This is a genomic window from Streptomyces panaciradicis, assembly GCF_023516615.1.
Lineage (GTDB): Bacteria > Actinomycetota > Actinomycetes > Streptomycetales > Streptomycetaceae > Streptomyces > Streptomyces panaciradicis.
Genome location: NZ_JAMGBF010000153.1, coordinates 1 through 25,167, shown reverse-complemented (window position 1 = coordinate 25,167; position 25,167 = coordinate 1). Strand labels below are relative to the sequence as shown.

The following is a 25,167-nucleotide window of genomic DNA, read 5'->3' as shown; positions in this document are numbered from 1 at the left end:
AAGAAGGACCCGCGCTCCCCTCCGAGCGCGGGTCCTTCTCCCGTTCTGTGGTGTTCTTACGCGGCCGTGTGCGAACCGGCGGTCTTGCGGCGGCGGACCACGAACATCGCGCCACCGCCGAGCGCGACGGCGGCACCGCCGACGAGGCCGATCACCGGCAGCGCGGAGGAGGAACCGGTCTCGGCGAGGCTGCCGTCGACCTTCGGCGTGTCGCTGCTCGGCTTCTCGTCCGTGACCGGGACCTGGCCGCCTTCCTGCGGCTCGGTGCCGGAGGTGTCCGTGCCGGCCGAGACGATCTGGAACTTGTAGGCGACATCGCCGTAGCCGGTGCACTGGCCGTCGCTGTCACCGTAGATCGTCGCGCCGAGCGAGAAGCCGGCACCGACGGGGGCGGACGACGACACGTTGAGACGCATCGGGATGTCGACCTGGAAGTCGGGCTTCAGCGTGTCGGTGTAGCCCACGTATCCGACCGCGTAACCGGAGTCGTCGACGTCCTCCCAGACCTTGTCCTGCGGGTTCCAGGCCTGGAGGCGGACCTGCTTGGACTTGAAGATGTCCTCGCCCTGCTTGTCGGCGGAGGCGCCGGCGAAGAAGTCGAGGTCCTTGAGCGTGGAGCCGGAGTTGTTGAGCACGCTGAGCGTGAACTTGTGCCAGCCGCTGCCCACGGCGATCTTGCCCGGCAGGCCGTGCATGCTGACGTCGACCTTGGAGTCCTTGCACTCGTCGACGGGACCGTCGGAGGGCGAGGGAGAGGCGGTCGCGGAGGCCGAGGCGGTCGCGGACGCGGAGGTGGAGGCGGTGGCCGCGGGGCTGGTCTGCTCGGCGGCGGGCGAGCTGTCCTCGGCGGCCGGGGAGCTGTCCTCGGCGGCGGGCGAGCTGTCTTCCGCGGCCGGGGAGCTGTCCTCGGCCGCGGGCGAGCTCTCCGTGGCGGCCGGGCTGCTCGTGGACGTGTCGGGAGTGTCGTCCGCGAAGGCGACCGGCGCGGACAGCAGGGCGAGAGGAGCGAGGACCGCGGTCGCGGCCGCGACACCCATGGCACGGCGAAGCTTCATCGAAAACCTCAAGGAGTCCAGTGTGGAGGGCTCCGCGTGTGGGGCGCGGGTTTGTGGCCCTTGTTCGCAGAGTTGGATCAGTGAGCCGTGGGAAGGGTTGTGCCCGCCTTCACAGATTTTTTATGTGCCCTGGATCACGTACGCTCTGCTGCTCGACAGGCGACCCACAGTTCGAACGACTCCAGTTCGACGAATACGGCGGTTCGCATGCTTCGATGACGTCGAGTGACGCAGAAAGGGCCGGCGCCGTGGCCGACACACCGTCCGACGAGCCGAGACCGGGTTCCGGCGGGGAACCGTCCGTACCCGACGAGGTCTGGGAGAAGTTCCTCCGGGACCACGGCTCCGCCCCAAAGGAGCCGTCCGCGCGGGCCCGCATGGTCACCGAGCGGCTGCGGCAGCAGGAGGCGCGGGGCGAGTCGCCGGCCGGCTGGCGCACCGGGCCCGCCACGAGCGGGCGCAAGCCCGGTCCCCGCAAGGGCTGGGCGGTGCTCGGCGTGCTGCTGGCCGCCGCCGTGGCCGTCGTCGCCATGAAGCCGTCGCTGGTGCCGGGCGACCCCTTCGGCGCGGGGGACGCGGAAGCGTCCGCCGCCTCGCCGCTGCCCGCCGAGACCGCCGCCCCGACCGCCGCGCCCTCCTCGGCGGACCCCGAAACCCCCACGCTCGTCCGCCCGTTCGCCGGTTCCCCGGCGGAGCGCTGGGCCGACGGGAAGGCCGGGATCGTGCTGCCCAAGGCGACCCCCGTCGGCTCCCTGTCCGCGGCCCAGGTGGAGCAGGCGCTCCGGCAGACCCGCACGCTCCTGGTCGACGCCAACCTCGACGCGGCCACCCTGCGCGGCGAACGCCCCGCCGGCGCGCTCGGCGTGATCGAGCCGCGCCAGAAGGAGCTGCTGGACCGGCTGAACACGTCCCTGCGCAAGCCCGACCGCGAGCACGACCCGCTGTCGATGTTCAGCCGCTTCGACCCCGCCGAGATCAAGCTCGTCGGGGACGTCGTGAAGACCCGCGGCCGCATCACGTTCAAGGCCGGCGAGCAGGCGTCCGTCGCGATCCACGCCGACTACACCTTCGTCTACCCGGTGGTCAGGGCGGGCGGTTCGACGGAGGTCACCCGCACCATCGTGCGCCGCGTCCTCGACATCGAGATGTCCGACCCGGCCAAGTACCGGGTCACCCCGGGCAAGATCGCCGTCCGCCGTTACGACCAGCGGGTCGGCAACTCGGCCTGCGACGTCTACGACGGCTACCTGCACCCGTCGTTCGGCGCGGACGGCCCGACGGGCGCGCCGCCGAGCGGGCCCACCACCGACCCCTACGACCGCAGCAAGGGCATCGGGGAGGACCGCGGCGAGGGCTGCGGGACGGTGTCCCGGGTCTGAGGCCAGGACATGCGAAGGGCCCCGCGGACGCGGCCGCGGGGCCCTTCTTTCGTCAGCACCGACGTCAGGGCAGCGTCGGTGCCTGGGAGCGGCGCCGGGGGGTTGCGCCGCTTGTCTCGTGTGCCCTCCGAGCGCCCTGGGTCGCCTCCCCGGCGCCCATGGGGCGCACGGAGGGTATGGACCTCTGGCAGTGCTGGGGGACGGGCAATGCGGTTGACTGCGAGGGGACTTGGGCTTTCTACGCATCGTGCTGGATGGACGCGGCCTCCGCAACCGTTTGACCCAGGGTTGTGCATTTTTGCATTTTCCGCCGGTCGGCCCCGGGCGTCCCCGGAGCCGACCGTTACGGGGTGACCGGGCTGCTGTCCCCTGCCGTCCGGTCACAACCCTGGAGCGAGGTCCCACGACGTACGGCACGACCCGTACGTCTCATCGCTCCAGCAAGCCACGCGTGGTTCTTTCGGGCCCGCCCCTGGCTGGCGCGGACACCCCACCAACGAAGCGGTCCGCGGGGCGGTCACGCGCCGTACGGGTGAGAGGGCATGCGAACTCAGATGCGACCGCGGCACAGTTCGAGCAGGGTCATCGCGAGGGCGGTGCCGGGCCTGCCGAGGGCCTCGCTGTAGTGGTTCAGGACGTCCATCTCGCGCGAGAGGTTCACGCGGCGTCCGCCGGAGGTGATCCGCGCCTCCTGGATCACGGCCGACACGGCCATCCGTTCCTGGATCAGGCCGATGATCCGGTCGTCGAGCGCGTCGATGCGCTCACGGGCGCCGGTGATCACGTCCGCGGCCTCGGGGGTACGGGCGCCGGTCACGTCGATGGCGGTCATGCGGGGCTCCTCGAAGGGTCGAAGCAGGTGCCCCGGATCGGCAGGGTCCGCGAACGGCAGGCGCCCCGGACCTTGTCGGCCCGGGGCGCCTGGGAAGTCGCTCGTCAGTTGCTCAAGCGGCACGACCATGGCAGCCGGTGGGCCGGTCGCCATAGGTAAAGAGGAAGGTCGTGTGCTGAGGCATGCGGTCAGTATGCCGTGCCGCGCGGGGGTGTCCAAGACGGTTCGCATCCTGAGACGGGACCTGCGGGAGCTCGCCCAGGTAAGGGCCCCGCCGGGCCCGGTAGACTCGGCCGCACACACACCCTCGCTCACCGCCGGAAGGCAACCCGTGTCATCAGCGACCCCAGCCGCCACCGACACCGTTCTGGTCGTCGACTTCGGCGCGCAGTACGCCCAGCTCATCGCCCGTCGCGTCCGCGAGGCCCGGGTCTACAGCGAGATCGTGCCGAGCACCATGCCGGTCGCGGAGATGCTCGCCAAGAACCCGGCGGCGATCATCCTCTCCGGCGGCCCCTCGTCCGTGTACGAGGAGGGCGCCCCCCGCCTCGACCGCGAGCTCTTCGAGGCCGGCGTCCCCGTCTTCGGCATGTGCTACGGCTTCCAGCTGATGGCGCAGGTCCTCGGCGGCACCGTCGACAACAGCGGCGCGCGCGAGTACGGCCGCACGGACCTGCACGTGTCGAAGGCGTCCTCCACTCTCTTCGAGGGCACCCCGGCCGAGCAGCACGTGTGGATGTCGCACGGCGACGCCTGCTCCGCCGCCCCCGAGGGCTTCTCCGTGACGGCCTCCACCGACGTCGTCCCGGTGGCCGCCTTCGAGAACGACGACAAGAAGCTCTACGGCGTCCAGTACCACCCCGAGGTCATGCACTCCACGCACGGCCAGCAGGTCCTGGAGCACTTCCTGTACCGGGGCGCGGGCCTGACCCCGTCCTGGACCACGGGCAACGTGATCGAGGAGCAGGTCGCCGCGATCCGCGAGCAGGTCGGCGACCGGCGTGCCATCTGCGGTCTGTCCGGCGGTGTCGACTCCGCGGTGGCCGCGGCCCTGGTCCAGAAGGCCATCGGCTCCCAGCTGACCTGCGTGTACGTCGACCACGGCCTGATGCGCAAGGGCGAGACCGAGCAGGTCGAGAAGGACTTCGTGGCGGCGACCGGCGTGCAGCTGAAGGTCGTGGACGCGGAGGAGCGGTTCCTGAAGGCCCTCTCCGGTGTCTCGGACCCCGAGGAGAAGCGGAAGATCATCGGCCGCGAGTTCATCCGCGTCTTCGAGCAGGCGCAGGCGGAGATCATCGCGGACGAGGGCCCGGCGGTGGAGTTCCTCGTGCAGGGCACCCTCTACCCGGACGTCGTCGAGTCCGGCGGCGGCACCGGCACCGCGAACATCAAGTCCCACCACAACGTCGGCGGCCTGCCCGAGGACCTCGAGTTCCAGCTCATCGAGCCGCTGCGCAAGCTGTTCAAGGACGAGGTCCGGATGGTCGGCCAGGAGCTCGGCCTGCCGGAGGAGATCGTCCAGCGCCAGCCGTTCCCCGGCCCCGGTCTCGGCATCCGCATCGTCGGCGAGGTCACCAAGGAGCGCCTGGACCTGCTGCGCGAGGCCGACGCCATCGCCCGCGAGGAGCTGACCGCGGCCGGCCTCGACCGCGACATCTGGCAGTGCCCGGTGGTCCTGCTCGCGGACGTCCGCTCGGTCGGCGTCCAGGGCGACGGCCGCACCTACGGCCACCCGATCGTGCTGCGCCCGGTCTCCTCCGAGGACGCCATGACGGCCGACTGGTCGCGTCTGCCGTACGACGTCCTCGCGAAGATCTCCACCCGCATCACCAACGAGGTCAAGGACGTCAACCGGGTCGTCCTCGACGTCACCTCCAAGCCGCCGGGCACCATCGAGTGGGAGTGAGCCCCCTGACGGGGCTCAGGTGCGCTTGATCGTGCGCACCGGCTCGCCGGGCTTCCAGACCTGGACGACGAGGTACTTCTCGTCCTCGACGGAGGTCCGCACGACCTCCGTCAGCACGGCACGGAAGAGGTGGAACGGCTCCGGCGGTTCCACCTCTTCGGCGTAGGCGGCCTTGGTCGCGGCGTCCTCGACCTCGACCGCCCGGCCGGCGATCCGGACGTCGCCGCCGCCCATGGACTGGCCTTCCCCCGGGTTCGCCTGGAGCGCGAACCGCGGGTCGCGGCGCAGGTCCAGGGCCTTGAGGGAGTGGGGCATCATCCCCAGCCACAGCTCCCCGTTCAGGAAGCGGACCTCAAGGCCCGTGGTCCGCGGGGAGCCGTCCGTGCGCAGGGTCGCCAGGACGTGGTGCGTGAAGGCGCCGAACCGGGCCTCGACGGTTTTCGCGAACTCGGGTGCGGCGGCGGCGAAGTCCGCCCAGCCCGCTGTCGTACGACTCGTTGTCATACGGCGAGTGTGGCGCCGATACCCGACATCTTCTGTCGGGTATGCGAGGTCACGCCGGATAGGGAACCGGACGGACGAAGCGCTCGCGCCCGGCCTCGTCCCGCACCGGCGTGCAGCCCGCCGCCGTCAGCTGCGCGGCCAGCTTCGCCCGGCGGGCCGTGTTCACGCGCAGCGAGCCGAACATGAACGCAGGCGTCAGGACCGCGAGCGGCAGCAGTACGGAGTACACCCCCGTCACCACCGCCAGCAGCAGGAACAGCACCCCGGCGCCCACCCCGATGGTGCGCAGCTGCACGGGGTTGCCGGCCTCGGTCATGGCGTCGTACCGGATGACCTTCGTGAGCAGGTCGACCTCCGGCTGTGCCTCGGGCACCGGCGTGAGCGAGTTCAGGTGCATCCCGGGCACCGCGCCACCCGCGCCGACCTGCGGGAACGCGGCCGCGTTGGCCGCGGCGCGCTGCTGCGCCCAGGCCTCGCCCGAGCGGACCAGGTGCACGTGCAGCACCTTGTGGCGGCCGACGAGGCGGACGCCGACGTAGCGGAAGCCGAAGCACTCGGCGACGTAGACCAGCGCGGCGAAGCTCTTCAGGTCGGAGAAGGGGTGGACCAGCTCGACGTGATCCCGGTTCGCCAGCTGCCGCATGAGGCTGGTGAGGTGACGTTCGGCTTGGCTCATGAAGGGCTCCGGTGGCTGAAAAACGACGCTGAATCTGTAGTTCCGCATCTCAGACCCTCGAGCACCCGGAACGGTTGCGCGCGTCATCTTTACAGAACATCTCTGTTCTCCTGAGCGGACCGCAGGTAACTTCCGCCCCGTAACGCAACCCAGTGCTGGAGGAAGAACATGCACGGGACCCCCGGCGCCGGACCCACCCCGCCCCCGCCGCTCCCGACCGACCGGCTGCGGTTCGCGATGCCGCCCATGCACGACTCGGTCGACGACGAACGCCGGCACCGCAAGGAACGCCTCGCCGGCGCGCTGCGGATCTTCGGGCGGCTCGGCTTCGAGGACGGCGTCTCCGGGCACATAACGGCCCGCGACCCCGAGTTCTCGGACTGCTTCTGGGTCAACCCCTTCGGCATGTCCTTCAAGCACGTCACCGTGAGCGACCTGGTGCTCGCCAACTCCGACGGCCAGGTCGTCGAGGGCCGCTACCACGTCAACCAGGCCGCCTTCACCGTGCACGCCCAGGTCCACGCCGCCCGCCCGGACGTCGTCGCCGTCGCCCACTGCCACTCGGTGGGCGGCCGCGCCCTGTCCGCGCTCGGCGACCTCCTGGACCCCATCACGCAGGAGAGCTGCGCGTTCTACGAGGACCACGCCCTCTACGACGCCTACACCGGCGTCGCCGTCGACGCCGAGGAGGGCCGCCGCGTCGCCGCCGCGCTCGGCTCCCGCAAGGCGCTGGTGCTGCGCAACCACGGACTGCTGACGGTCGGCGACTCGGTGGACGCGGCCGCCTGGTGGTTCGTGTCCATGGAACGCTCCGCGCAGGTCCAGCTCACCGCCAAGGCGGCCGGCCGGCCCCTCCTCATCGACCACAAACTGGCGTCGGCCACCCGCGAACAGCTCGGCGGCGACCTGGTGGCGTGGATCAACTACCAGCCCATGTGGCAGGACATCAGCCGCAGCGAACCCGACCTGCTGAGCTGAGGGCGGCCAGGGCGTGTGTCGCCCTAGAACCCCCGCAGCACCGCCGCCTTCGTCATCGCGAACTCCTCGTCCGTGAGCACCCCCTCCCGGTGGAGTTCGCCCAACTCCCGCAGCCTGCGCAGAAGCACGTCGTGGTGGTCGGCGGACGGCGGCAGCGTGCCGGCGAGCCGCGGCCGGTCGGCCCGGTCGACGGCATCCCGGGTGGAGGGGTGCGGCAGGCGGGCGGTGACCGCGGTGGCGACCAGCGCGGTCAGCAGATCGCGGCGCGAGCTGCCCCACAGGTCCAGGGCGTACGGGTCCTTCTCCGGCGGCAGCTTGGAGAACACCGTCTCCCGCGTCACGAACCGCAGGAAGCCGTCCTCGTAACCGGAGTTGGGCAGCCACTCGACCTGCACCAGGTCGCCGACGGCGATGATCCGCGGCCCCGTCGCCCGCTTGACCCGGTCCGAGGTGTCGGCCCAGTCGATGCGCACCTGGCCGCCGTCGAAGGAGACCGTCCCGTCGGAGGAGCGCACCGAGACCGGGACCGGCGGACCCGGCAGCAGATACGTCCGGGTCGGCTCCTTGGGGATCTGGTCCAGCAGCAGCGCCCGGCGGATCTCCTCGGCGACGTACTCCGCGACCCCGGCCCGGTCGGCGTCCACCACCAGCCGGTAGGGGTCGGCCGGGTCCGGCAGCCGTCCGCCCGTCGCCTGCAGCAGCGGATCGGCGCCCTCACGCAGCCGCATCCGCAGCCGCCCCCGCTTGCGTTCCGGCTCGAAGACCACGCCCGCGATCGCCTCGAGGGGCACGGAGACCTCGCCGTACGTCTGCCGGAACAGCGGCACGGAGCGGTGCAGGCCCGGCGTGATCCGCACCGTGGTGCCGTCGAAGGCCCAGGTCCCGTCCCGCTGGATGATCTCGGCCATAGGGAAATTCTCGCAGCCGGGTCAACACGACGGCCCCCGCTTCACCCGCGCTGACCGGACCTGGCGGACACGGACCCACCGCGGTAGGGCACAATTCGCTGTCATCACAGGGGAGTTGCGGGGCGGCGGACGACTGCTGGGCAGGCGCGCCGGTCGACAGGCGATGGGTCGTGCGGAAGGCGGGCGTCGGGCGTGGCGGTGCAGGAGGCGAGAGGGGGCGCGCAGACGGGCGCGCCCGGTGGGGCGCACGCGGGCGGCTGCGCCTGCGGGGACTGCCCGCACGGGGCGCGCGAAGGGCACCGGCGGGCGGTCGCCGAGTTCCTGCTCCTGCGCGACGGTTTCGCCGCCGGACAGGGCGTGCCCGCCGCCGTGGCCCACTCCGCCCAGGCCTCCCGCCAGTGGGTCTCGGAGGAACTCACCCAGTCCGCGGAACTCGTCGCCGAGCGGGGCCGCGCCGACGGCGAGGCGTGGCTGGCCCGCCTGTGGCGGTACACCACCGTCGCCGTGTGGGCGCTGGTGACGGCGCTGCTCCTGGTGCAGGCCCTGACGGCGATCGGCGCGGGCTGGACCTCGGCGCGCACCGCCGGACTCCTGGCGGCCCTGCTCGTGGCGGCCGCGCTCACGGCCGCGTCGTGGTTCCACCGGGCCCGCGGCGGCGCCCTGGCCCCGGTGATCGGCGAGGACAACCGCCTGTCCACCTCGCGCACCGTGGCGGCGGCCTGGGTGCTCTTCGTCGCCTACGCCGTGCTCGTGCTGGCGGGCCGCCTCGCCGCCGCCTCGGGCCACGCCGAGCGCGACGCCCTCCTCTCCGGCCTCGCGCTCGCCCGCGGCGCGGGCGTGGTGACCGTCCTAGCCGTGGTGTGCGGCATCGCCGTCCTGGTCCGGCGCGTGGTCGGGCTGCGGGTCCTCGGCCAGCGGCTGCAGAAGGTACGGGCGGACCGGCCGCGCGCGGCCGACCTGCTGACCGACGACGCCGGACGCGGCACCTTCGCCGACATCCAGTACGTCGCGATCAGCGCCGTCGCCCTGCTGTTCTCGGCGGTCCGGCTGGCCCGCCGCCCCGACCAGCTGCCCGACCTGCCGTGGGGCCTGGCCGTCGTGGTGCTGGTGTCGGCCGCGACCTACCTGGCCGGCAAGTACGCGGAGGGCGGCCGCCCGGTGATCCTCTCCGTGGTGCGCGCCCGGGAGGCCGGGGACCTCGACGGCCCGATCCGCACCGGCGACGACATCGAGATCCGCGGCGCGGGCTTCGTACCGCCCGGCGCGCAGGGCGCCGACCGGCTGTCCCGGATGGTCGTGCGCATCGGCGCGGTGAACGTGCACGTCCCGCTCGTCCCGGTCGCCGGCGGCTTCCGCAACCCCACCGACGCGGTGCTCACGGTGCCGGTCCCGGCCGACGTCGAGCCCGGCCGGGTCGAGGTGCAGGTGGTCACGGCGGCCGGGGTGGAGACGAACCGGTATGCGATCGATGTGACGGACTGAAAACAATGAGGCGAGTGACAGCGAAGTGACCGCTTCGGCCGACTCGTCGGGGCCTGGACGGAAAACTCCTCGAACAGTTTGAGCGGCCCCGGCCCTGCGTACGTATCGTCTGTCAAGGGGTCCCGGCCCGACGGGCGAGAGGCGACAGCGATGACTCACGGCATGCGCACGGACACGTACACCCCCCACCTCGACGACGAACGCGGCTGGCGGGACAACCTCGCCCGCTACGCCCTTCTCCCTCTGCGCGTCTTCCTCGGCGTCACCTTCATCTACGCCGGGCTCGACAAGCTCACGAACAGCGCCTTCATGAAGTCCTCCGGCGCCGGCTCGATCGGCGAGACGATGCGCTCCGTCCGCGACTCCTCGGCCATCCCGGCCCTGGTCGACCTGGCTCTGAAGAACCCCGTCGGCTTCGGCTACGCCATCGCCCTCGGTGAGCTGGCCGTCGGCATCGGCACCCTGATCGGCCTGCTGGCCCGCCTCGCGGCGCTCGGCGGCGCGCTGATCTCCTTCAGCCTGTGGATGACCGTGAGCTGGGCCAACGACCCGTACTACTACGGCAACGACCTCGCCTACCTGATGGCCTGGCTCCCGCTCGTCCTCGCGGGCGCCCCCATGTTCTCCCTGGACGCAGCCCTCCGCACCCGGCGACGGAGGCGGACGGCGGGCTACTAGGGCGCGGCGGCGCTCCGCGTTGCTCGGGCGGCCTTCGCCGCGCGCTACCGCGGCGGCTCCGCCCCCGGGCCCACCGGCGCCCTCTCCCCGCCGGCCGGGGCCGCCCTCCGCCGGCGTACGCCCCGGCCGATCAGCCCCACCACGCCGGCGAGGAACAGCCCGCCGACGACGAGCGGGATCACCGCGAACCACGGCGTCTCCCACGCGCCGCCCGCGTCCCCGGCGTAGACGACGCCCGCGAGGGCGAGGAAGCAGCCGGCGACCAGCCTGCCGGGCTGGAACTCATGACGCAGCACGGCTCACCTCCGCCTGACCGAGGCCGACCTGGAGGTCGAGGTCGAGGGTGCCGGCTTTCCCGCCGCCCTCGACCGGTGTCAGGGTCACGTCCTTGTGCTTGCCCGGCTGCACGTCCACGTCCTGCCTTCTGTCTCCCGGCAACTGGATGTCGCCCACGCCCACCTCGATCGTCAGCCGCACGGTGACGTCCTCCGGCACGATCACCCGCAGCCGGCCCGCCCCGACCTCGGCACGCGTGGTCACCGTCTGCCCCTTCGCCGGCCGCAGCCGGCTCAGGTCCAGGGTGCCGACACCGCTGCCGAGCTCGTAACCGTCGCGCACGTCCGCCACGGCGGCCGGCTGCCAGGTGGTGCGCGTCCAGTGCGTGCCGATGTCCTTGGGCAGGGCGGCCGACGAGGCGAGCAGCGCTGCCGTGACAACGGCCAGGAAGACCGATCCCGCTCCCGTGCGCCCCAGGAAGGCGCTGACCGCTATGCCGAGGCCGAAGACGACGAGCGCCCAGGCGAGTCCGGTCTGCAGGCTGGTGCCGAGCGCGTGGTCGTGCCACGTGGCGGCGGTGCCGAGGCCGCCCGCGAGGAGAGCGAGCAGGAAGATCCAGCCACCGATCCAGCGGGGGCCGCGCGGCCTCGGCGCGGGAACCCGCTGCGAGCGGAGGTCCCTGCGGTCGGTCCAGGAGGGGCCGAGGCCGATGTCGGCGATGTCCCGGTCGCGTGCATCCGTCGGACCCCACAGGTAGCCGGTGCCGCCGACGTGCGTTCCGTCCTTGACGATGGGGTCGCGCCACCACGAGGGGTAGGAGGCGGGGACGGGCGGCGCCTGGGCCTCCGGCGGGGCGTCGGCGACGGCCTGCGCGGCCAGCGGGTCCGGGTCGGGGGCGCCGCGCCCGCGCGACCAGTAGCCGGCGCCCGCCAGCAGCAGGGAGAGGACGACGGCGAAGGCCAGCACCCCGCCGTTCCTCAGCATCGTCAGGAACACCCCGCAGCCGACCAGCGCGAACAGCACCGCGGTCAGCGCCTGCCCGTCGACGCGGCCGGTGAGCAGCTTGCGGACCTCGTTCTCCTCGTCGTCCTCGAACGGGACGAGGAGCCACACGAAGCCGTAGAAGATCAGGCCGATGCCGCCGGTCGCGGAGAGCACGACGAGGGTGATCCGGAAGATCACCGGGTCCATGTCGCACTGCCGCCCGAGCCCTGAGCACACTCCGGCGAGCATCTTGTACCGCCGGTCGCGCCGGAACGGGGCCCCCGCGTCCGGCGCGGCGCCGGGGGCCGCGCCGGGTTCCGGGCCGGTGGCCGTCGGGGCGTGCGCGGCGGGCGCGGCATCCTGCGGCCCGGCGCCCGGGGAGGGGCGCGGGCCGGAGCCGGGTCCCGGACCCGTCGCGGCGCGCTCGTGATCTGTCATGGCTCCATGGTGACGGGCGGGCCGCCCCGGCGGGAGTCGGGACGACCCTGGACCGACCCTGATATCGCCCCTGAGCCCGCTGCGGGAAAGCGCTCGAAGAGCCGCGCCGCCGAAGATCAGGGGAGTCTCGGGGGCCGACCCTGATGTCCCCGTCGGCCCGTCGTGTGAGGATCGGTGGCATGCCGGAAGCCGCCGCAGCGCCCCTCGTCGAACCGCGGCCGCCGCGCAAGCTCTACCGCAGCAGCGACGGACGCTGGCTGGGTGGTGTGGCGCGGGGGCTCGCCGGGCATCTCGGACTGCCCGTCATCTGGGTCCGGCTGGTCTTCGTGGGCCTGTTCATGGCGGACGGCCTCGGCGCGCTGCTGTACGCCGCGTTCTGGTTCTTCGTACCGCTCGGCGTCGGCGGCGTCGGCGGGCAGAAGCCCCCGGCGCTCGTCAGCACCGAGACCTCGCCCGACGGCCGCCGGCGGCTCGTGGCCCGCAAACCGGACCGGGGCCAGATCGTCGCGCTGCTCCTCATGGTCGTGCTGGCCCTGGTCTTCGTGGGCAACGTCAAGCTGAGCGGGGGCGTCAAGGCGTATCTGTGGCCCGCCGTCCTCGTCGGCGCGGGCGTCGCCCTGGTGTGGCGCCAGGCGGACAACGCCCGGCGGGCCCGCTGGGTCGAGGTCGGCCGCCGCCGCCGCACGCTCACCCTGCTGCGCGCCGCGGGCGGCGTCCTCCTCGTCACCGCCGGCGTCTCCGGCATCTTCGTCCTCCAGGGCTCCGCCGCCCACCTCGGCTCCGTCCTTCAGGCCGCCCTCGCGGTGCTGGTCGGGATCACGCTCCTGGCCGGGCCCTACCTCGTGCGCATGACGCAGGACCTGTCCGAGGAACGCCTGATGCGCATCCGCGCCCAGGAGCGCGCCGAGGTCGCCGCCCATGTCCACGACTCCGTGCTGCACACCCTGACCCTGATCCAGCGCAACGCGGAGAACGCCGGCGAGGTGCGCCGGCTGGCCCGCGCCCAGGAACGCGACCTGCGCACCTGGCTGTACAAACCGGAGGGCACCGGCAAGGACGAGGCCGACGAGCCCGCCAGTCTCGCCGACGCGGTCCGGCGCAACGCCGCCGAGGTCGAGGACAAGCACGGCGTGCCGATCGAGGTCGTCGTCGTGGGCGACTGCCCGCTCGACGAGAGGATCGCGGCGCAGATGCAGGCCGCGCGCGAGGCGATGGTCAACGCCGCCAAGTACGGTGGCGAGGGAGGCGCGGTGCAGGTCTACGCCGAAGTGGAGGGCAAGACGGTGTTCGTGTCGGTGCGGGACCGCGGTCCCGGCTTCGACCTCGACTCGATACCCGCCGACCGCATGGGCGTCAGAGAATCGATCATCGGCCGCATGGAGCGCAACGGCGGCGCGGCGCGGCTGCGCGCGGTGCCCGACGGCGGCACGGAGGTCGAGCTGGAGATGGAGAGGGCGGAGAAGACGTCATGAGCGATCCGACCGAGGCGAACGAGCCCGTGGAACCGACCGGCGGGAGCGCCGGCGAGCGGCACGTGCGCGTGGTCCTCGTCGACGACCACCGCATGTTCCGTACCGGCGTCCAGGCCGAGATCGGCCGGACCGACGAGACCGGCGTGGAGGTCGTCGGCGAGGCCGCGGACGTCGACCAGGCGGTCACGGTCATCACCGCGACCCGCCCCGAGGTCGTCCTCCTCGACGTCCACCTCCCGGGCGGCGGCGGCGTCGAAGTGCTGCGCCGCTGCGCCCCGTTGATGGCCGACGCCGAGCGGCCGGTGCGCTTCCTCGCGCTGTCCGTGTCGGACGCGGCGGAGGACGTGATCGGCGTGATCCGCGGCGGCGCCCGCGGCTACGTCACCAAGACGATCACCGGCACCGACCTCGTGAACTCCGTCTTTCGCGTGCAGGAGGGCGACGCCGTCTTCTCGCCGCGGCTGGCCGGCTTCGTCCTGGACGCCTTCGCCTCCACCGACGCCCCGCCGGTCGACGAGGACCTGGACCGCCTCACCCAGCGCGAGCGCGAGGTGCTGCGGCTGATCGCCCGCGGGTACGCCTACAAGGAGATCGCCAAGCAGCTGTTCATCTCGGTGAAGACGGTCGAGTCCCATGTCTCGGCGGTGCTCAGGAAGTTGCAGCTGTCGAACCGGCACGAGCTGACCCGGTGGGCGACGGCCCGGCGGCTGGTCTGAGACTCACACCACCCGTGTCGCGCCCGCGAAGGGCATCTCGTCGACGGGGGCGATCTTCACCGGCTCCGCCGGGTTCGGGGCGTGGATCATCTGCCCGTTGCCGATGTAGATGCCGACGTGGCTGATGCCCGAGTAGAAGAACACCAGGTCGCCCGGGAGCAGTTCGGAACGCGTAACGCGCCGGCCGGCGTCGATCTGCGCGTACGTCGTGCGGGGCAGCGAGACGCCCGCGGAGCGGTACGCGGACTGGACGAGGCCCGAGCAGTCGAAGGCGTCCGGGCCGGTGGCGCCCCACACGTACGGGCTGCCGAGCTTGGAGTAGGCGTACTGGACGGCGGCCGCGGCACGGGAGTCGGGCGCCTGGGCCGTGGCCGAGCCGGGGGCCTGGAGGCCGACGCGTCCGTCCGTTCCGGACCGGGAGGCGCGGCCCGTGCCGCCGCCGTCCAGGCCGATCCGGGCGCGCTCCTCGGGGGACAGTCCGGACAGCAGCCGCCGTGCCGCGTCCAGCTTCCCGGTGATCGTCTTCTTCTGCCGCGCCAGTTCGGCCTGCCGTGCCTTCAGCGAGGTCAGTTCGACGCGGGCGGTCCCGCGCAACTGCTCGACGTCCCGCAGCTGTCGGCGTACGTCCGCGACGGCCGCCGCCTGCCGGGTGCCGACCCGGTCGACGAACTCGGCGTCGTCCAGGTACCGGTTCGGGTCGCTGGAGAGGACGAGCTGCAGCGCCGGGTCCAGGCCGCCACCCCGGTACTGCGCCGCCGCGATCGAACCCAGCGCGTCCCGCGCCGAGTTGAGTTTCTCCGTCTTGCGCGCCGCCTCGTCCCGCAGGGTCGACAGCCGGCGTTCGGCGGCCCGCGCCCTCTCCTTGGCGCCGTCGTACTTCTGGGTGGCGGTCTCCGCCTCCTGGTAGAGCCGGTCCACCTTCGCCTTGACCTGCGCCGGCGTCAGCTGGGGCTCGGCCTGTCCGGTCCCCTCGAAGGCCGTCGCGGTCGCGGCGCCCGCCAGGGCGATCGTGAAGGCCGTACGGGCGGTGCTGCCGCCCAGCGCTGATCTCCGACCGGGCTTGCGATGCGCTGCCACCTGGACTGCACGTCCTTTCGTACGACCACCCCCTGCGGGGCGGCTTACGCGTCCGGCGGCGGGCCGCACAGGGGAAGCGGACCGCCGCCGGACCTTCTCGGCGGTGGTGGCCGACTGCCGCCCCTGGCCCGGGCGGCGGTGGGGAGCCGGTCACCTGGGGGAGGACGCTAAACCCGGCTGTGTCGGTCCGGTAACGCATTGTGCGGAAGTGCCGTGAGTGAGGCGACGGGTGACCGCATCCGACCGCGATCCGGGCCCTGCGCCGTCGGGTTCACGCGGTGCGCTGACCGATGTGACGGTTTCCGCGTGGCTCCGGCCGCCGCGGTGCTATGGCGCATATATGCGAGATCCACCGGCGGGAGAGGGCCGGTGTCGAAGGCCCCGGACACCGCTGTCTAAGCTCCGGCCTCATGGACGTACTCATCCATCTCTTCGTCGGCCTGCACATCGTCGGCATCGCCGCGCTCCTCGGCGGCTTCCTCACCCAGATGAAGGCGATGGGGCAGGGCACGGCCCGCTTCGTCCCCGGCATGCTGCACGGGGCGCTGACCATGCTGGTCACCGGCGCGATCCTGGTCGGCCTCAACCAGGCCGACGACCATCACGTCAACAACGTCAAGATCGGCATCAAGCTGGCCCTGCTGATCGTGATCCTCGGCCTGGTCTATGTGAAGCGGGACGAGGAGACGGTCGACAAGAGCATGTTCGGGCTGGTGGGCGCGCTCACCACGGCGAACATCTTCATCGCGGTGCTCTGGACCTGACACGGGCGCATCGGGGTGCGGTGGGGCGCACGGTGAACGCCGTACGCCCCCTGGTGCGTCAGGCCGGCCGCACCACGCTGTGGATGATGGACTCGCCGCCGTAGTAGATCGACTCCTCGCGGACGTACGCGCCCGGCTTCGGGGCGTGGATCATCATGCCGTTGCCGATGTAGATGCCGACGTGGCTGATGTCGTCGTAGAAGAAGATCAGGTCGCCGGGCTGTGCGTCGGTGAGGGAGACGGTGGTGCCGGCGTTCACCTGGTCGTAGGTGGTGCGCGGGAGCGTGACGCCGGCGGCCTTCCAGGCGGCCTGGGTGAGGCCGGAGCAGTCGTAGGAGCCGGGGCCGGTGGCGCCCCAGACGTACGGCTTGCCGATCTGCGCGCGGGCGAAGGCGATCGCCTTCGCCGCCTTGGTGGCGTACGTGGAGTCCGAGGTGCCGGTGCTGGTTCCGGTACCGGTGTCGCCTCCGGACGTGGAGCCGCTGTCCTGGGTGGCGGCCGCCGCCTCGGCCTGCGCGGCCGCCTGCTGCTTGGCCAGCTCGGCGGCCTTGCGGGCGGCCTCCTCCTGCTTCTGCTTCTCGATCTCGGCGAGCCGCGCCTTCTCCTCGGCCGTCAGCTTCGACAGCAGCTCGCGCGCGGAGCTGAGCTTGCGCTGCACCGTGGACTTGGCGGTCTGCAGGTCGCTCTGCGTCCGGGTGAGCGACTCAAGGCTCCGCGAGGCCTCCTCGCGCTTCTTCATCGTCGCCGACTGCTCGGCGAAGTAGTCGTCGACCGCGCTCTTCTGACGTGAGGTCAGTCGGCCCATCAGCTGCGTCTGGTCGAAGTAGTCCTGCGGGGAGTCGGCGAGCAAGAAGGTCGCCGTGTCGGGCGCGGCGGCACCGGTGCGGTACTGGGCGGCGGCGAAGGAACCGAGCTGTTCGCGCTCCTGGTTGAGCTTCTGGGCGCGCTGGGCGACGTCGTCGAGGAGGGTGTCGACCTGCTTGCGCTGCTTGGTGGTCTTCTCCTTGGCCGCGTTGTACTTCTCGGTGGCCGACTCGGCCTGGCGGTAGAGGTCGTCGACCTTCTTCTCGACCTCCTCCAGGCTGGGCTTGCCGTCGGCGGAGGGTGCTGCGGTGGCCGTCTGGGACAGCAGTGCCACGGAGGTGAGGGCGGCCGTGGCGAGAGCGGGGGTGCGTATGCCTGCTACGCGCGTTCCCGCGGGGCGCGACTTGCGGTGCGACGCCAAGGGAGGCGACTCCTTCCATATTCCGCCTACCGAGTTAGCTGTCGGGTTCGGGCGGGTGGTTCGGAAGGGTTGCCCTACGGTCCGCTCCCCGCAGGGGGGTCGGGCCGATTCACCCCAAGGTCGGTTGGGTCCCCGGCTCCGGACGGCGCGGCGGCGCCCCGGACTCGGCGGAGGCCACGCGGCCCGGCGACGTTCGCCGGTGGGGGTCGTATGGCCTGCGCGGAACGGTAGCCAACTCGTGTGGCCCCTGTGAAGGACGATGTTCGATATGCCCGATACATTTTCGTGACCTTCGGTCAACCTTCCGCCGCCGCACACGGACGGTGACAAGGGCGTGCGCAGCGTGCGCGGCGCGATCGGATCCGGCGATGTTCTCAGGGCGGCGGCGGGCTGTCAGTGGGGCCCCCTAGACTCGGAGAGCGATGAGCAGCCTCTTTGACGACAGCTTCCTGGCGGACCTCCAGGCCCCCCGCGGCCACGAGGAGCCCCCGCCGCCGCCCGAGGACGATCATGTACCGGAGCCCGTTCCGGACGATCTGTTCGGCGGGAAGTTCGACGCGCCGCCGGACCGGGACTCCCACTACCGCGACGGCGCCCCGCGCCCGGCGATCGACCCGGCCGCGCTCCTCGACGGGCTGAACGAGAACCAGCGCGCGGCCGTCGTGCACGCCGGCACCCCCCTGCTCATCGTGGCCGGCGCCGGCTCCGGCAAGACCCGTGTGCTCACCCACCGCATCGCCCACCTCCTCGGCTCGCGGAACGTGCACCCCGGCCAGATCCTCGCGATCACCTTCACCAACAAGGCCGCCGGCGAGATGAAGGAGCGCGTCGAGCAGCTCGTCGGCCCGCGCGCGAACGCGATGTGGGTGATGACCTTCCACAGCGCGTGCGTGCGCATCCTGCGCCGCGAGAGCAAGAAGCTCGGCTTCACGTCCTCGTTCTCGATCTACGACGCCGCCGACTCCAAGCGCCTGATGGCCCTGGTCTGCCGGGACCTGGAGCTCGACCCCAAGCGCTATCCGCCCAAGTCCTTCAGCGCCAAGATCAGCAACCTGAAGAACGAGCTGATCGACGAGGAGGACTTCGCCGCACAGGCCACCGACGGCTTCGAGAAGACCCTCGCCCAGGCCTACGCCCTGTACCAGTCGCGGCTGCGCGAGGCCAACGCCCTCGACTTCGACGACCTGATCATGACGACGGTCAACCTGCTGCGCGCCTTCCCGGACGTCGCCGAGCACTACCGCCGCCGCTTCCGCCACGTCCTGGTCGACGAGTACCAGGACACCAACCACGCCCAGTACGCGCTGGTGCGCGAGCTCGTGGGCACCGGCGCGCACGACGAGGACGTCCCGCCGAACGAACACGACCTCCCGCCCGCCGAACTGTGCGTCGTCGGTGACGCCGACCAGTCGATCTACGCCTTCCGCGGCGCGACGATCCGCAACATCCTCCAGTTCGAGGAGGACTACCCGGACGCGACGACGATCCTGCTGGAGCAGAACTACCGCTCCACCCAGACGATCCTGTCCGCCGCCAACGCGGTCATCGAGCGCAACGAGTCCCGCCGCCCGAAGAACCTGTGGACCAACGCCGGCGCGGGCGCGCGCATCACCGGCTACGTCGCCGACACCGAGCACGACGAGGCGCAGTTCGTCGCCGACGAGATAGACCGCCTCACCGACGCGGGTGACGCGAAGGCCGGCGACGTCGCCGTCTTCTACCGCACCAACGCCCAGTCCCGTGTCTTCGAAGAGGTCTTCATCCGCGTCGGCCTGCCCTACAAGGTCGTCGGCGGCGTCCGCTTCTACGAGCGCAAGGAGGTCCGGGACGTCCTGGCCTACCTCCGGGTCCTCGCCAACCCCGAGGACTCGGTGCCGCTGCGCCGCATCCTCAACGTCCCCAAGCGGGGCATCGGCGAGCGCGCCGAGGCGATGATCGACGCCCTCTCGCAGCGCGAGAAGATCAGCTTCCCGCAGGCGCTGCGCCGCGTCGACGAGGCGTACGGCATGGCCGCCCGGTCCACCAACGCCGTGAAGAAGTTCAACACGCTGATGGAGGACCTCCGTACGATCGTCGACTCCGGCGCGGGCCCCGCGACCGTCCTGGAGGCGGTGCTCGAACGGACCGGCTATCTCGCCGAGTTGCAGGCCTCGACCGATCCACAGGACGAGACCCGGATCGAGAACCTCCAGGAACTCGCCGCCGTGGCCCTGGAGTTCGAGCAGGAGACCGCGGAGGGCGAGACCACCGCGGGGCTGGCCGACTTCCTGGAGCGGGTGGCCCTGGTCGCCGACTCCGACCAGATCCCGGACGAGGAGGAGGACGGCTCCGGAGTCATCACGCTGATGACCCTGCACACCGCCAAGGGCCTGGAGTTCCCGGTGGTCTTCCTCACCGGCATGGAGGACGGCGTCTTCCCGCACATGCGCGCCCTCGGCCAGACCAAGGAGCTGGAGGAGGAGCGGCGGCTCGCCTACGTCGGCATCACGCGCGCGCGGGAACGGCTGTACCTGACCCGGTCCTCCCTGCGCAGCGCCTGGGGCCAGCCGTCGTACAACCCGCCCTCCCGATTCCTGGAGGAGATCCCGGCCCACCACGTCGACTGGAAGCGCACGGGCGCCACGTCCCCCGTCTCCTCCGGGCCCGCGTCCGGAGTGGCCGCCTCCCTGTCGTCCTCCCGCTCGCGCTCCTCGGCGTCGGGCGCGTCCGGCTTCGCCACGCGGCGGACGTCCGAGAAGCCGGTGGTCTCCCTGGCCGTCGGCGACCGCGTCACGCACGACCAGTTCGGGCTCGGCACGGTCGTCGCGGTCAAGGGCACGGGCGGGAACGCGGAGGCGACGATCGACTTCGGCGACGCCAAGCCCAAGCGGCTGCTGCTGCGGTACGCGCCGGTCGAGAAGCTCTGACGCACAACGGCCCCCGCTGCTCGCCGGGAGCGGGGGCTCGTAGGGCGGTCGGGGACGCCTACGTGGGGTCGAGATCGTGGCTGCGCAGCCACGGCAGCGGGTCTATGGCCGCACCGCCCGCCGGGTGCACCTCGAAGTGCAGGTGCGGGCCGGTGGAGTTGCCCGAGTTGCCGGAGTACGCGATCGGCTGGCCGGCCTTCACCGTCGTACCGGAGGGGACGCGGTAGGAGGAGAGGTGGCAGTACCACGTCTCCGTGCCGTCCTTCGCGGTCAGGATCAGCATGTTGCCGTAGGCGCTGTTCCACTGCGTGCGGACGGTGCCGTCGGTCGCGGCCATCACCGTCGTGCCGTAGGAGACGGGGAAGTCGATGCCGGTGTGCACGGACATCCAGTTGATGCCGGCCTGCCCGAAGTAGGCGCTGAGCCCCCGCTGGGCGACCGGCAGGGCGTACTTGGGGCGCAGCCGCTCCTTGCGGGCCGCCTCCGCCGCCGCCTTCTTCTTCTCGGCCTCCTGCTGGGCCTTGAGGTCGATGCGCTCCTGCGTCCGGCTCGCCCGGTCCGCGAAGTCGTCGGCGCCCGCGGACAGGCTCTCGAGCTGGGAGTCCAGTTTGTTGTTGGCGGCGGCCGGTTTCACCGCCTGCGCGGCCGAGGCGGTCGCCGCGCCGTCGTCGGAGGAGAAGGTGCCGACGGAGGCCGCCGCGATGCCCGCGACCCCCATCACACAGGCCGAGGGGACGGCGATGGTCAGCAGCGCCGAGCGCTTGGGGGGCGTACGGCGGCGGGAGCGGGAGGCGTTGCGGGCGGCGGCGCGCGACGCCGGGGCGGGCGTCGTCTCTTCCTGGTCGTCCAGCAGCGGCGTCTCGGCAGGCAGCTCGCCCGTGGCGGTCAACTCGCCGTCCGCGTACGGCTGTTCCTCGTACCCGTCGTGCGTGTGTTCCTCGTAGCCGTCCTGCTGGTGCTCTTCGTGGCCGTCCTGGGGGTGGTCCTCGTACCCGCCGTGCTCGACCTGCTCGAAGACCGCCGTGGCCTGCCGGCCGAACGGTTCGCCTGCCGCGGGTGCCTCGCCGTCGGAGTTCCACTGCGTGGCGTCGTAGGCGCCCGTGTCGAAGGCCTGGGTGCCCCACTCCCAGTGCTGGGTCTGGTCGTTGGCGGCGGCGGCCTGGTCCGGCTGGAGCCAGGCGCTCGCGTCCCAGTGGCCGGAGGTGTCGTTCCCGGTGGTCTGCGGTGGGATGGCGGAGAGCTGCTGGTACTCGCCGGTCCAGGCGGTCGTCTCGTAGGCGCCGGTGTCGTAGGCGGCGTGCTGGGCCGCGTACGCGTTGTAGTGCGGGGCCTGGTGGTCGCCGGCGGGCCAGTGGCCCGTGTCGTACGAGCCGGTGGTGTCGCCGGGGAGGTTGCCGAAGAGGGGGTCCGCGGCGAAGGTCGTCGTCGCGTGCGCGCCGGTGGGAGAACCGCTCGCGTCGTAACCGCCGTACGTGGTGAAGTCGCCGTACTGGGCTTCCTGGGTGCCGTACGACGCGTAGTGCGCGGAGGCGGCGTCGGAAGCCGGAGCCGGGGTGGTCATGGTCCCCGACGGGTGACGGTCGTTCACCAACTTCTCTTTCGCCTCGACAACAGGGGCTGCCAGAGCAGTGCGGCGACTGTACCCGGCGGTATGCGGGCGCGACAATCTTCAACTGGTTTCGGGCGCGCGGGAAACGGGCATTCGGCCGTGTTTCGGGGGAGTGCGGGCGCGGCTTTGGCCTTGTGTTCGAAATGCGTTCGATGTCAGCCGGTTGTCAGCGGGCTCTCAGGCGACTGTCAGGCCGCCCGGGCGGGCGGCGGCCTCGGCTCCCGTCCGATCGGCGTCGAGGGCCTGGCGTATCCCGGTGGCCACGGCGGGGTGCACCGGCAGGGCGAGATGCCCGATCCCGCTCACCTGCACGTTCTGTGCCATCAGGTCGGGGTGGTCGATGCAGGCCGTCTCCAGCGGGTCCATCAGATGGTCCAGATCGCTCCAGAAACTGATGAAATGCGTACGGCAGCCCGGCGCGGGCCGCTTCAGCTCCTCGATCAGCTCCGAGCCGGGACGCATCTGCCGCACGATCGGGTGCGCGTTCGCCAGCGGCACCACGCTGGTGCCGGAGTGCGGGGTGCCCAGCGTGACCAGCGTGCGGACCCGGAAGTCGCCGCCGAGCCGCTGCACGTAGTAGCGGGCGATCAGCCCGCCGAGGCTGTGCCCGACCACGTCGACCCGAGGGCTGCCGGTGCGCTCGCAGATCTCCTCTATGTGCCGGCCGAGCAGCTCGGCCGCGCTACGGATGTCGCACGTCAGCGGAGAGTAGTTGAGCGACTCGACCTGCTGCCTGCCGTGCTGGGCGAGGCTGCGGCGCAGCAGCACGAAGACCGAGCGGTTGTCGATGAAGCCGTGCAGGAGCACGACCGGCGGCCTGGCCTCGGTCGGCAGCTGCGCGGCGCCGTCGGGGGAGGGGAGCGATGCCGGTATGCGGCGTTCCTGGGTGATGCCGGAGGGGTAGAGCAGGAGATGACCCGCGAGGATCGCGAGCTCCAGGGCGGTCGCCTTCAGCAGGGCCACGGAGAGTCCCGCCAGTCTGATCGGGAGCAGCCGCTGGCAGAACGGGAAAAAGGGCTGCACTGCCCTGGTGACCTTCATGGCCGACCTCCTGTCGGCACGCAGGAGGACGGCTCCGACCCCCGTGTGCCCTCGTGGGATGTCGCGGCGACGGTGTCGGCGATGCCTTTCGGGCAGCACCGACGCACCGCACCTCCGCGGCGCGCGGCCCGCGGCACGGTGGTGCGGCGACCTCGTCGCGGCTCCCGTTGCGCCTGCTCCCGCTGCGGCCCTTGTGCCGCAAAGACTCGGAACGGTGCGCTGCGAACGTGTCCCACCGTGTGATTTCCCCCTCGGTCCGCACCGTGAAACGGCCGCTTGCGGGATGCTGGCGATAACGTTCGTTCACTTCCCCGCCCGATGTGGGTACGGCAGTACTTGTCGGTAGGGATGAATGCAGTCGCTTCATGGAGGCAGTGATGGGTGTGGCAGCCGGTCCGATCCGCGTGGTGGTGGCCAAGCCGGGGCTCGACGGCCACGATCGAGGGGCCAAGGTGATCGCGCGGGCACTGCGCGACGCCGGTATGGAGGTCATCTACACCGGGCTCCACCAGACGCCCGAGCAGATCGTCGGCACCGCGATCCAGGAGGACGCCGACGCGATCGGCCTGTCCATCCTCTCGGGCGCCCACAACACGCTCTTCGCGGCGGTGATCGACCTGCTCAAGGAGCGGGAGGCGGAGGACATCCTCGTCTTCGGCGGCGGGATCATCCCCGAGGCGGACATCGCGCCGCTGAAGGAGAAGGGCGTCGCGGAGATCTTCACCCCCGGGGCGACGACCCAGTCGATCGTGGACTGGGTGCGCGCCAACGTCAGGCAGCCGGCGGAGGCGTAGCCCCCCGTCCCGAGCTGCGGGTGGCCGGGGGCGGCCGTCCCTGAGGCCGTGCCGCCCTGCGCCCCCGGCTCCTACGCCCCCAGCTCCTGCGCCATCGCCGCGCGCAGGCGCAGGGTCGTGCCCAGGCGCTGGAACGCCTCCGCCCAGTAGCCGCCCGCGCCCGGCGACGACTCCTCCGTCTCGGCCGGGACCGCCAGCAGGCCGTCGAGGCGGCTCGCCTCGGCGGGGTCGAGGCAGCGCTCGGCCAGGCCCATCACTCCGCTGAAGCTCCATGGGTAACTCCCCGCGTCACGTGCGATGTTGAGGGCGTCGACCACGGCCCGCCCGAGCGGCGCGGACCAGGGCACCGCGCACACCCCGAGCAGCTGGAACGCCTCGGACAGTCCGTGCGCCGCTATGAACCCGGCGACCCAGTCGGCCCGTTCGCCGGCGGCCAGTGTGCCGAGGAGTTTGGCGCGCTCGGCGAGGGACACCGCCCCCGGCCCGCCCGCCTCCGGGGCCGAGGGTGCGCCGAGCAGGGCCCGCGCCCAGGCGGGATCCCGCTGGCGTACGGCGGCCCGGCACCACGCGGCGTGCAGTTCGCCCTGCCAGTCGTCCGCCACCGGCAGGGCCACGATCTGCGCGGGCGTCCGCCCGCCGAGCCGGCCGGACCAGACCGCGAGCGGCGCCGCCTCGACCAACTGCCCGAACCACCAGGATCGTTCGCCCCGTCCGGCCGGAGCCTTCGCCACGACTCCGTCCCGCTCCATGCCCGCGTCGCACTCGTGCGGCGCCTCGACGACGATCGTCGGGGCGGTCCCGGTGTGATCGACGGCGACGCAGGCCCCGGCCCGCACCGCCATCCGCGCCGCGAGGGCCGAGTCGGGCAGCGCCGAGAGCAACTCGGCGGCCGTCGCCCGGACATTGCGGCTGCGATCGGCCAGCGCCTGCTCCAGGAAGGGCTCGTCCCGCGGGCCGAGGCCGGTGCGCAGCGAGTCGAGGAACATCAGGCGGTCCTCGGCCCGCTCCGTCGGCCAGGTCGTCGCCAGCAACTCCCGCGCGGCCGCGGGCTCCCGGGCGCGCAGCGCGGACAGCAGGGCGACGCGTTCCGCGAACAGGCCCTCCTGCCACAGCCGCCGGGTCCGCTCCTCGTCCTCCAGCCGCGGCAGCGCCGTGCCCCCGCCGGGCGCGGCACGCAGGGCGAACCGCCAGTCCGGGTTGAGCCGGGCGAGCCATATCGCGCGCGGCCCGGCGAACGCCAGCGCCGCCGGGCGCAGATCCGTACGCCCCCGGGCCGCGTCCAGCAGCGCGGGCAGCATCTCGGGCGGCGGGGCGAAGCCGCGGGCGTTCGCTGTCGCCAGCCACTGGGGCAGCAGCTCCATCAGGTCCGGGGCGGTGCCTCTGCGGCCGCCGCCCGTTCCGGGACGGTCTGTGAGCAGCAGTGCCAGCCGGCGTGCCGCCGCCGCGGGCAGCGGGGGGCGCGGGTCC

22 protein-coding genes and 1 riboswitch are annotated in these 25,167 nt (G+C 72.2%); of the genes, 10 read left to right on the top strand and 12 right to left on the bottom strand.

Going from position 1 to position 25,167, the window contains the following annotated elements; all coding sequences use genetic code 11:
• Nucleotides 1-56: 56 nt before the first annotated feature.
• Nucleotides 57-1,055 (bottom strand): LAETG motif-containing sortase-dependent surface protein, encoded by a 999-nt coding sequence (locus tag M8J74_RS36290; protein WP_249840509.1) that lies wholly within the window; start codon nucleotides 1,053-1,055, stop codon nucleotides 57-59.
• A 248-nt stretch (nucleotides 1,056-1,303) separates the two neighbouring features.
• Between M8J74_RS36290 and M8J74_RS36285 the strand changes: the two genes are divergently transcribed.
• A complete protein-coding gene (locus M8J74_RS36285) occupies nucleotides 1,304-2,434 on the top strand; it encodes a hypothetical protein (protein WP_249840508.1) in 1,131 nt (376 codons plus the stop codon).
• Between the two features lie 550 nt (nucleotides 2,435-2,984).
• On the opposite strand, the gene M8J74_RS36280 is transcribed toward M8J74_RS36285, so the two are convergent.
• Complete coding sequence (locus M8J74_RS36280; RefSeq protein WP_058923702.1) at nucleotides 2,985-3,266, bottom strand: chorismate mutase; 282 nt, start codon at nucleotides 3,264-3,266, stop codon at nucleotides 2,985-2,987.
• A 331-nt stretch (nucleotides 3,267-3,597) separates the two neighbouring features.
• Here M8J74_RS36280 and guaA point away from each other — a divergent pair, with 331 nt between their 5' ends.
• On the top strand, nucleotides 3,598-5,172 hold the full coding sequence (guaA, locus tag M8J74_RS36275; protein ID WP_249840507.1) for a glutamine-hydrolyzing GMP synthase: 1,575 nt from the start codon (nucleotides 3,598-3,600) through the stop codon (nucleotides 5,170-5,172).
• A gap of 15 nt (nucleotides 5,173-5,187) precedes the next feature.
• Here guaA and M8J74_RS36270 read toward each other — a convergent pair whose 3' ends face one another.
• Both M8J74_RS36270 and M8J74_RS36265 read right to left on the bottom strand, forming a co-directional pair.
• Nucleotides 5,188-5,676, bottom strand: coding sequence for a pyridoxamine 5'-phosphate oxidase family protein (locus tag M8J74_RS36270; RefSeq protein ID WP_249840506.1), 489 nt, complete (start codon nucleotides 5,674-5,676; stop codon nucleotides 5,188-5,190).
• 49 nt (nucleotides 5,677-5,725) lie between these two features.
• Nucleotides 5,726-6,352, bottom strand: coding sequence for a hypothetical protein (locus M8J74_RS36265; RefSeq protein WP_249840505.1), 627 nt, complete (start codon nucleotides 6,350-6,352; stop codon nucleotides 5,726-5,728).
• A gap of 168 nt (nucleotides 6,353-6,520) precedes the next feature.
• Here M8J74_RS36265 and M8J74_RS36260 point away from each other — a divergent pair, with 168 nt between their 5' ends.
• Nucleotides 6,521-7,330, top strand: coding sequence for a class II aldolase/adducin family protein (locus tag M8J74_RS36260; RefSeq protein WP_058923698.1), 810 nt, complete (start codon nucleotides 6,521-6,523; stop codon nucleotides 7,328-7,330).
• A gap of 23 nt (nucleotides 7,331-7,353) precedes the next feature.
• Here M8J74_RS36260 and M8J74_RS36255 read toward each other — a convergent pair whose 3' ends face one another.
• Nucleotides 7,354-8,238, bottom strand: coding sequence for a DUF4429 domain-containing protein (locus M8J74_RS36255; RefSeq protein ID WP_249840504.1), 885 nt, complete (start codon nucleotides 8,236-8,238; stop codon nucleotides 7,354-7,356).
• Between the two features lie 192 nt (nucleotides 8,239-8,430).
• Here M8J74_RS36255 and M8J74_RS36250 point away from each other — a divergent pair, with 192 nt between their 5' ends.
• Nucleotides 8,431-9,720 (top strand): hypothetical protein, encoded by a 1,290-nt coding sequence (locus tag M8J74_RS36250; protein ID WP_249840503.1) that lies wholly within the window; start codon nucleotides 8,431-8,433, stop codon nucleotides 9,718-9,720.
• Between the two features lie 150 nt (nucleotides 9,721-9,870).
• Nucleotides 9,871-10,398: a DoxX family protein gene (locus M8J74_RS36245; protein ID WP_058923695.1), complete on the top strand. Its 528-nt coding sequence runs from the start codon at nucleotides 9,871-9,873 to the stop codon at nucleotides 10,396-10,398.
• Between the two features lie 44 nt (nucleotides 10,399-10,442).
• Here M8J74_RS36245 and M8J74_RS36240 read toward each other — a convergent pair whose 3' ends face one another.
• Nucleotides 10,443-10,694 carry a hypothetical protein gene (locus tag M8J74_RS36240; RefSeq protein ID WP_249840502.1) on the bottom strand — a complete coding sequence of 84 codons (252 nt, stop codon included), beginning with the start codon at nucleotides 10,692-10,694 and terminating at the stop codon, nucleotides 10,443-10,445.
• Entirely contained in the window at nucleotides 10,681-12,096 is a 1,416-nt protein-coding gene (locus M8J74_RS36235) for a PspC domain-containing protein (protein WP_249840501.1), read from the bottom strand. The genes M8J74_RS36240 and M8J74_RS36235 overlap by 14 nt, the downstream gene beginning before the upstream one ends.
• Nucleotides 12,097-12,275: 179 nt before the next feature.
• Between M8J74_RS36235 and M8J74_RS36230 the strand changes: the two genes are divergently transcribed.
• Entirely contained in the window at nucleotides 12,276-13,568 is a 1,293-nt protein-coding gene (locus tag M8J74_RS36230; protein WP_249840500.1) for an ATP-binding protein, read from the top strand.
• Nucleotides 13,565-14,284: a LuxR C-terminal-related transcriptional regulator gene (locus tag M8J74_RS36225; RefSeq protein WP_058923691.1), complete on the top strand. Its 720-nt coding sequence runs from the start codon at nucleotides 13,565-13,567 to the stop codon at nucleotides 14,282-14,284. Before M8J74_RS36230 ends, M8J74_RS36225 begins: the two co-directional genes overlap by 4 nt.
• 3 nt (nucleotides 14,285-14,287) lie before the next feature.
• Here M8J74_RS36225 and M8J74_RS36220 read toward each other — a convergent pair whose 3' ends face one another.
• Nucleotides 14,288-15,361, bottom strand: a complete 1,074-nt coding sequence (locus tag M8J74_RS36220) for a C40 family peptidase (RefSeq protein ID WP_249840499.1) — start codon at nucleotides 15,359-15,361, stop codon at nucleotides 14,288-14,290.
• Between the two features lie 410 nt (nucleotides 15,362-15,771).
• Between M8J74_RS36220 and M8J74_RS36215 the strand changes: the two genes are divergently transcribed.
• Complete coding sequence (locus M8J74_RS36215; protein WP_249840498.1) at nucleotides 15,772-16,125, top strand: hypothetical protein; 354 nt, start codon at nucleotides 15,772-15,774, stop codon at nucleotides 16,123-16,125.
• A 58-nt stretch (nucleotides 16,126-16,183) separates the two neighbouring features.
• On the opposite strand, the gene M8J74_RS36210 is transcribed toward M8J74_RS36215, so the two are convergent.
• Nucleotides 16,184-17,350 (bottom strand): C40 family peptidase, encoded by a 1,167-nt coding sequence (locus M8J74_RS36210; protein ID WP_249840497.1) that lies wholly within the window; start codon nucleotides 17,348-17,350, stop codon nucleotides 16,184-16,186.
• An 8-nt stretch (nucleotides 17,351-17,358) separates the two neighbouring features.
• Nucleotides 17,359-17,530, bottom strand: a riboswitch (cyclic di-AMP (ydaO/yuaA leader).
• Nucleotides 17,531-17,772: 242 nt separating this feature from the next.
• Here M8J74_RS36210 and pcrA point away from each other — a divergent pair.
• Nucleotides 17,773-20,256: a DNA helicase PcrA gene (pcrA, locus tag M8J74_RS36205; protein WP_249840496.1), complete on the top strand. Its 2,484-nt coding sequence runs from the start codon at nucleotides 17,773-17,775 to the stop codon at nucleotides 20,254-20,256.
• 58 nt (nucleotides 20,257-20,314) lie between these two features.
• Here the strand turns inward: pcrA and M8J74_RS36200 are convergent, their stop codons facing one another.
• Together M8J74_RS36200 and M8J74_RS36195 are read right to left on the bottom strand one after the other, a co-directional pair.
• Nucleotides 20,315-21,817, bottom strand: a complete 1,503-nt coding sequence (locus M8J74_RS36200) for a M23 family metallopeptidase (protein WP_249840517.1) — start codon at nucleotides 21,815-21,817, stop codon at nucleotides 20,315-20,317.
• Between the two features lie 225 nt (nucleotides 21,818-22,042).
• Complete coding sequence (locus M8J74_RS36195) at nucleotides 22,043-22,906, bottom strand: lipase family alpha/beta hydrolase (RefSeq protein ID WP_249840495.1); 864 nt, start codon at nucleotides 22,904-22,906, stop codon at nucleotides 22,043-22,045.
• Nucleotides 22,907-23,283: 377 nt separating this feature from the next.
• Between M8J74_RS36195 and icmB the strand changes: the two genes are divergently transcribed.
• Entirely contained in the window at nucleotides 23,284-23,700 is a 417-nt protein-coding gene (icmB, locus tag M8J74_RS36190) for a coenzyme B12-dependent isobutyryl CoA mutase small subunit (protein ID WP_249840494.1), read from the top strand.
• 71 nt (nucleotides 23,701-23,771) lie between these two features.
• On the opposite strand, the gene M8J74_RS36185 is transcribed toward icmB, so the two are convergent.
• The coding region (locus tag M8J74_RS36185; protein WP_249840493.1) for a DUF5691 domain-containing protein at nucleotides 23,772-25,167 on the bottom strand (1,396 nt) is incomplete at its 5' end.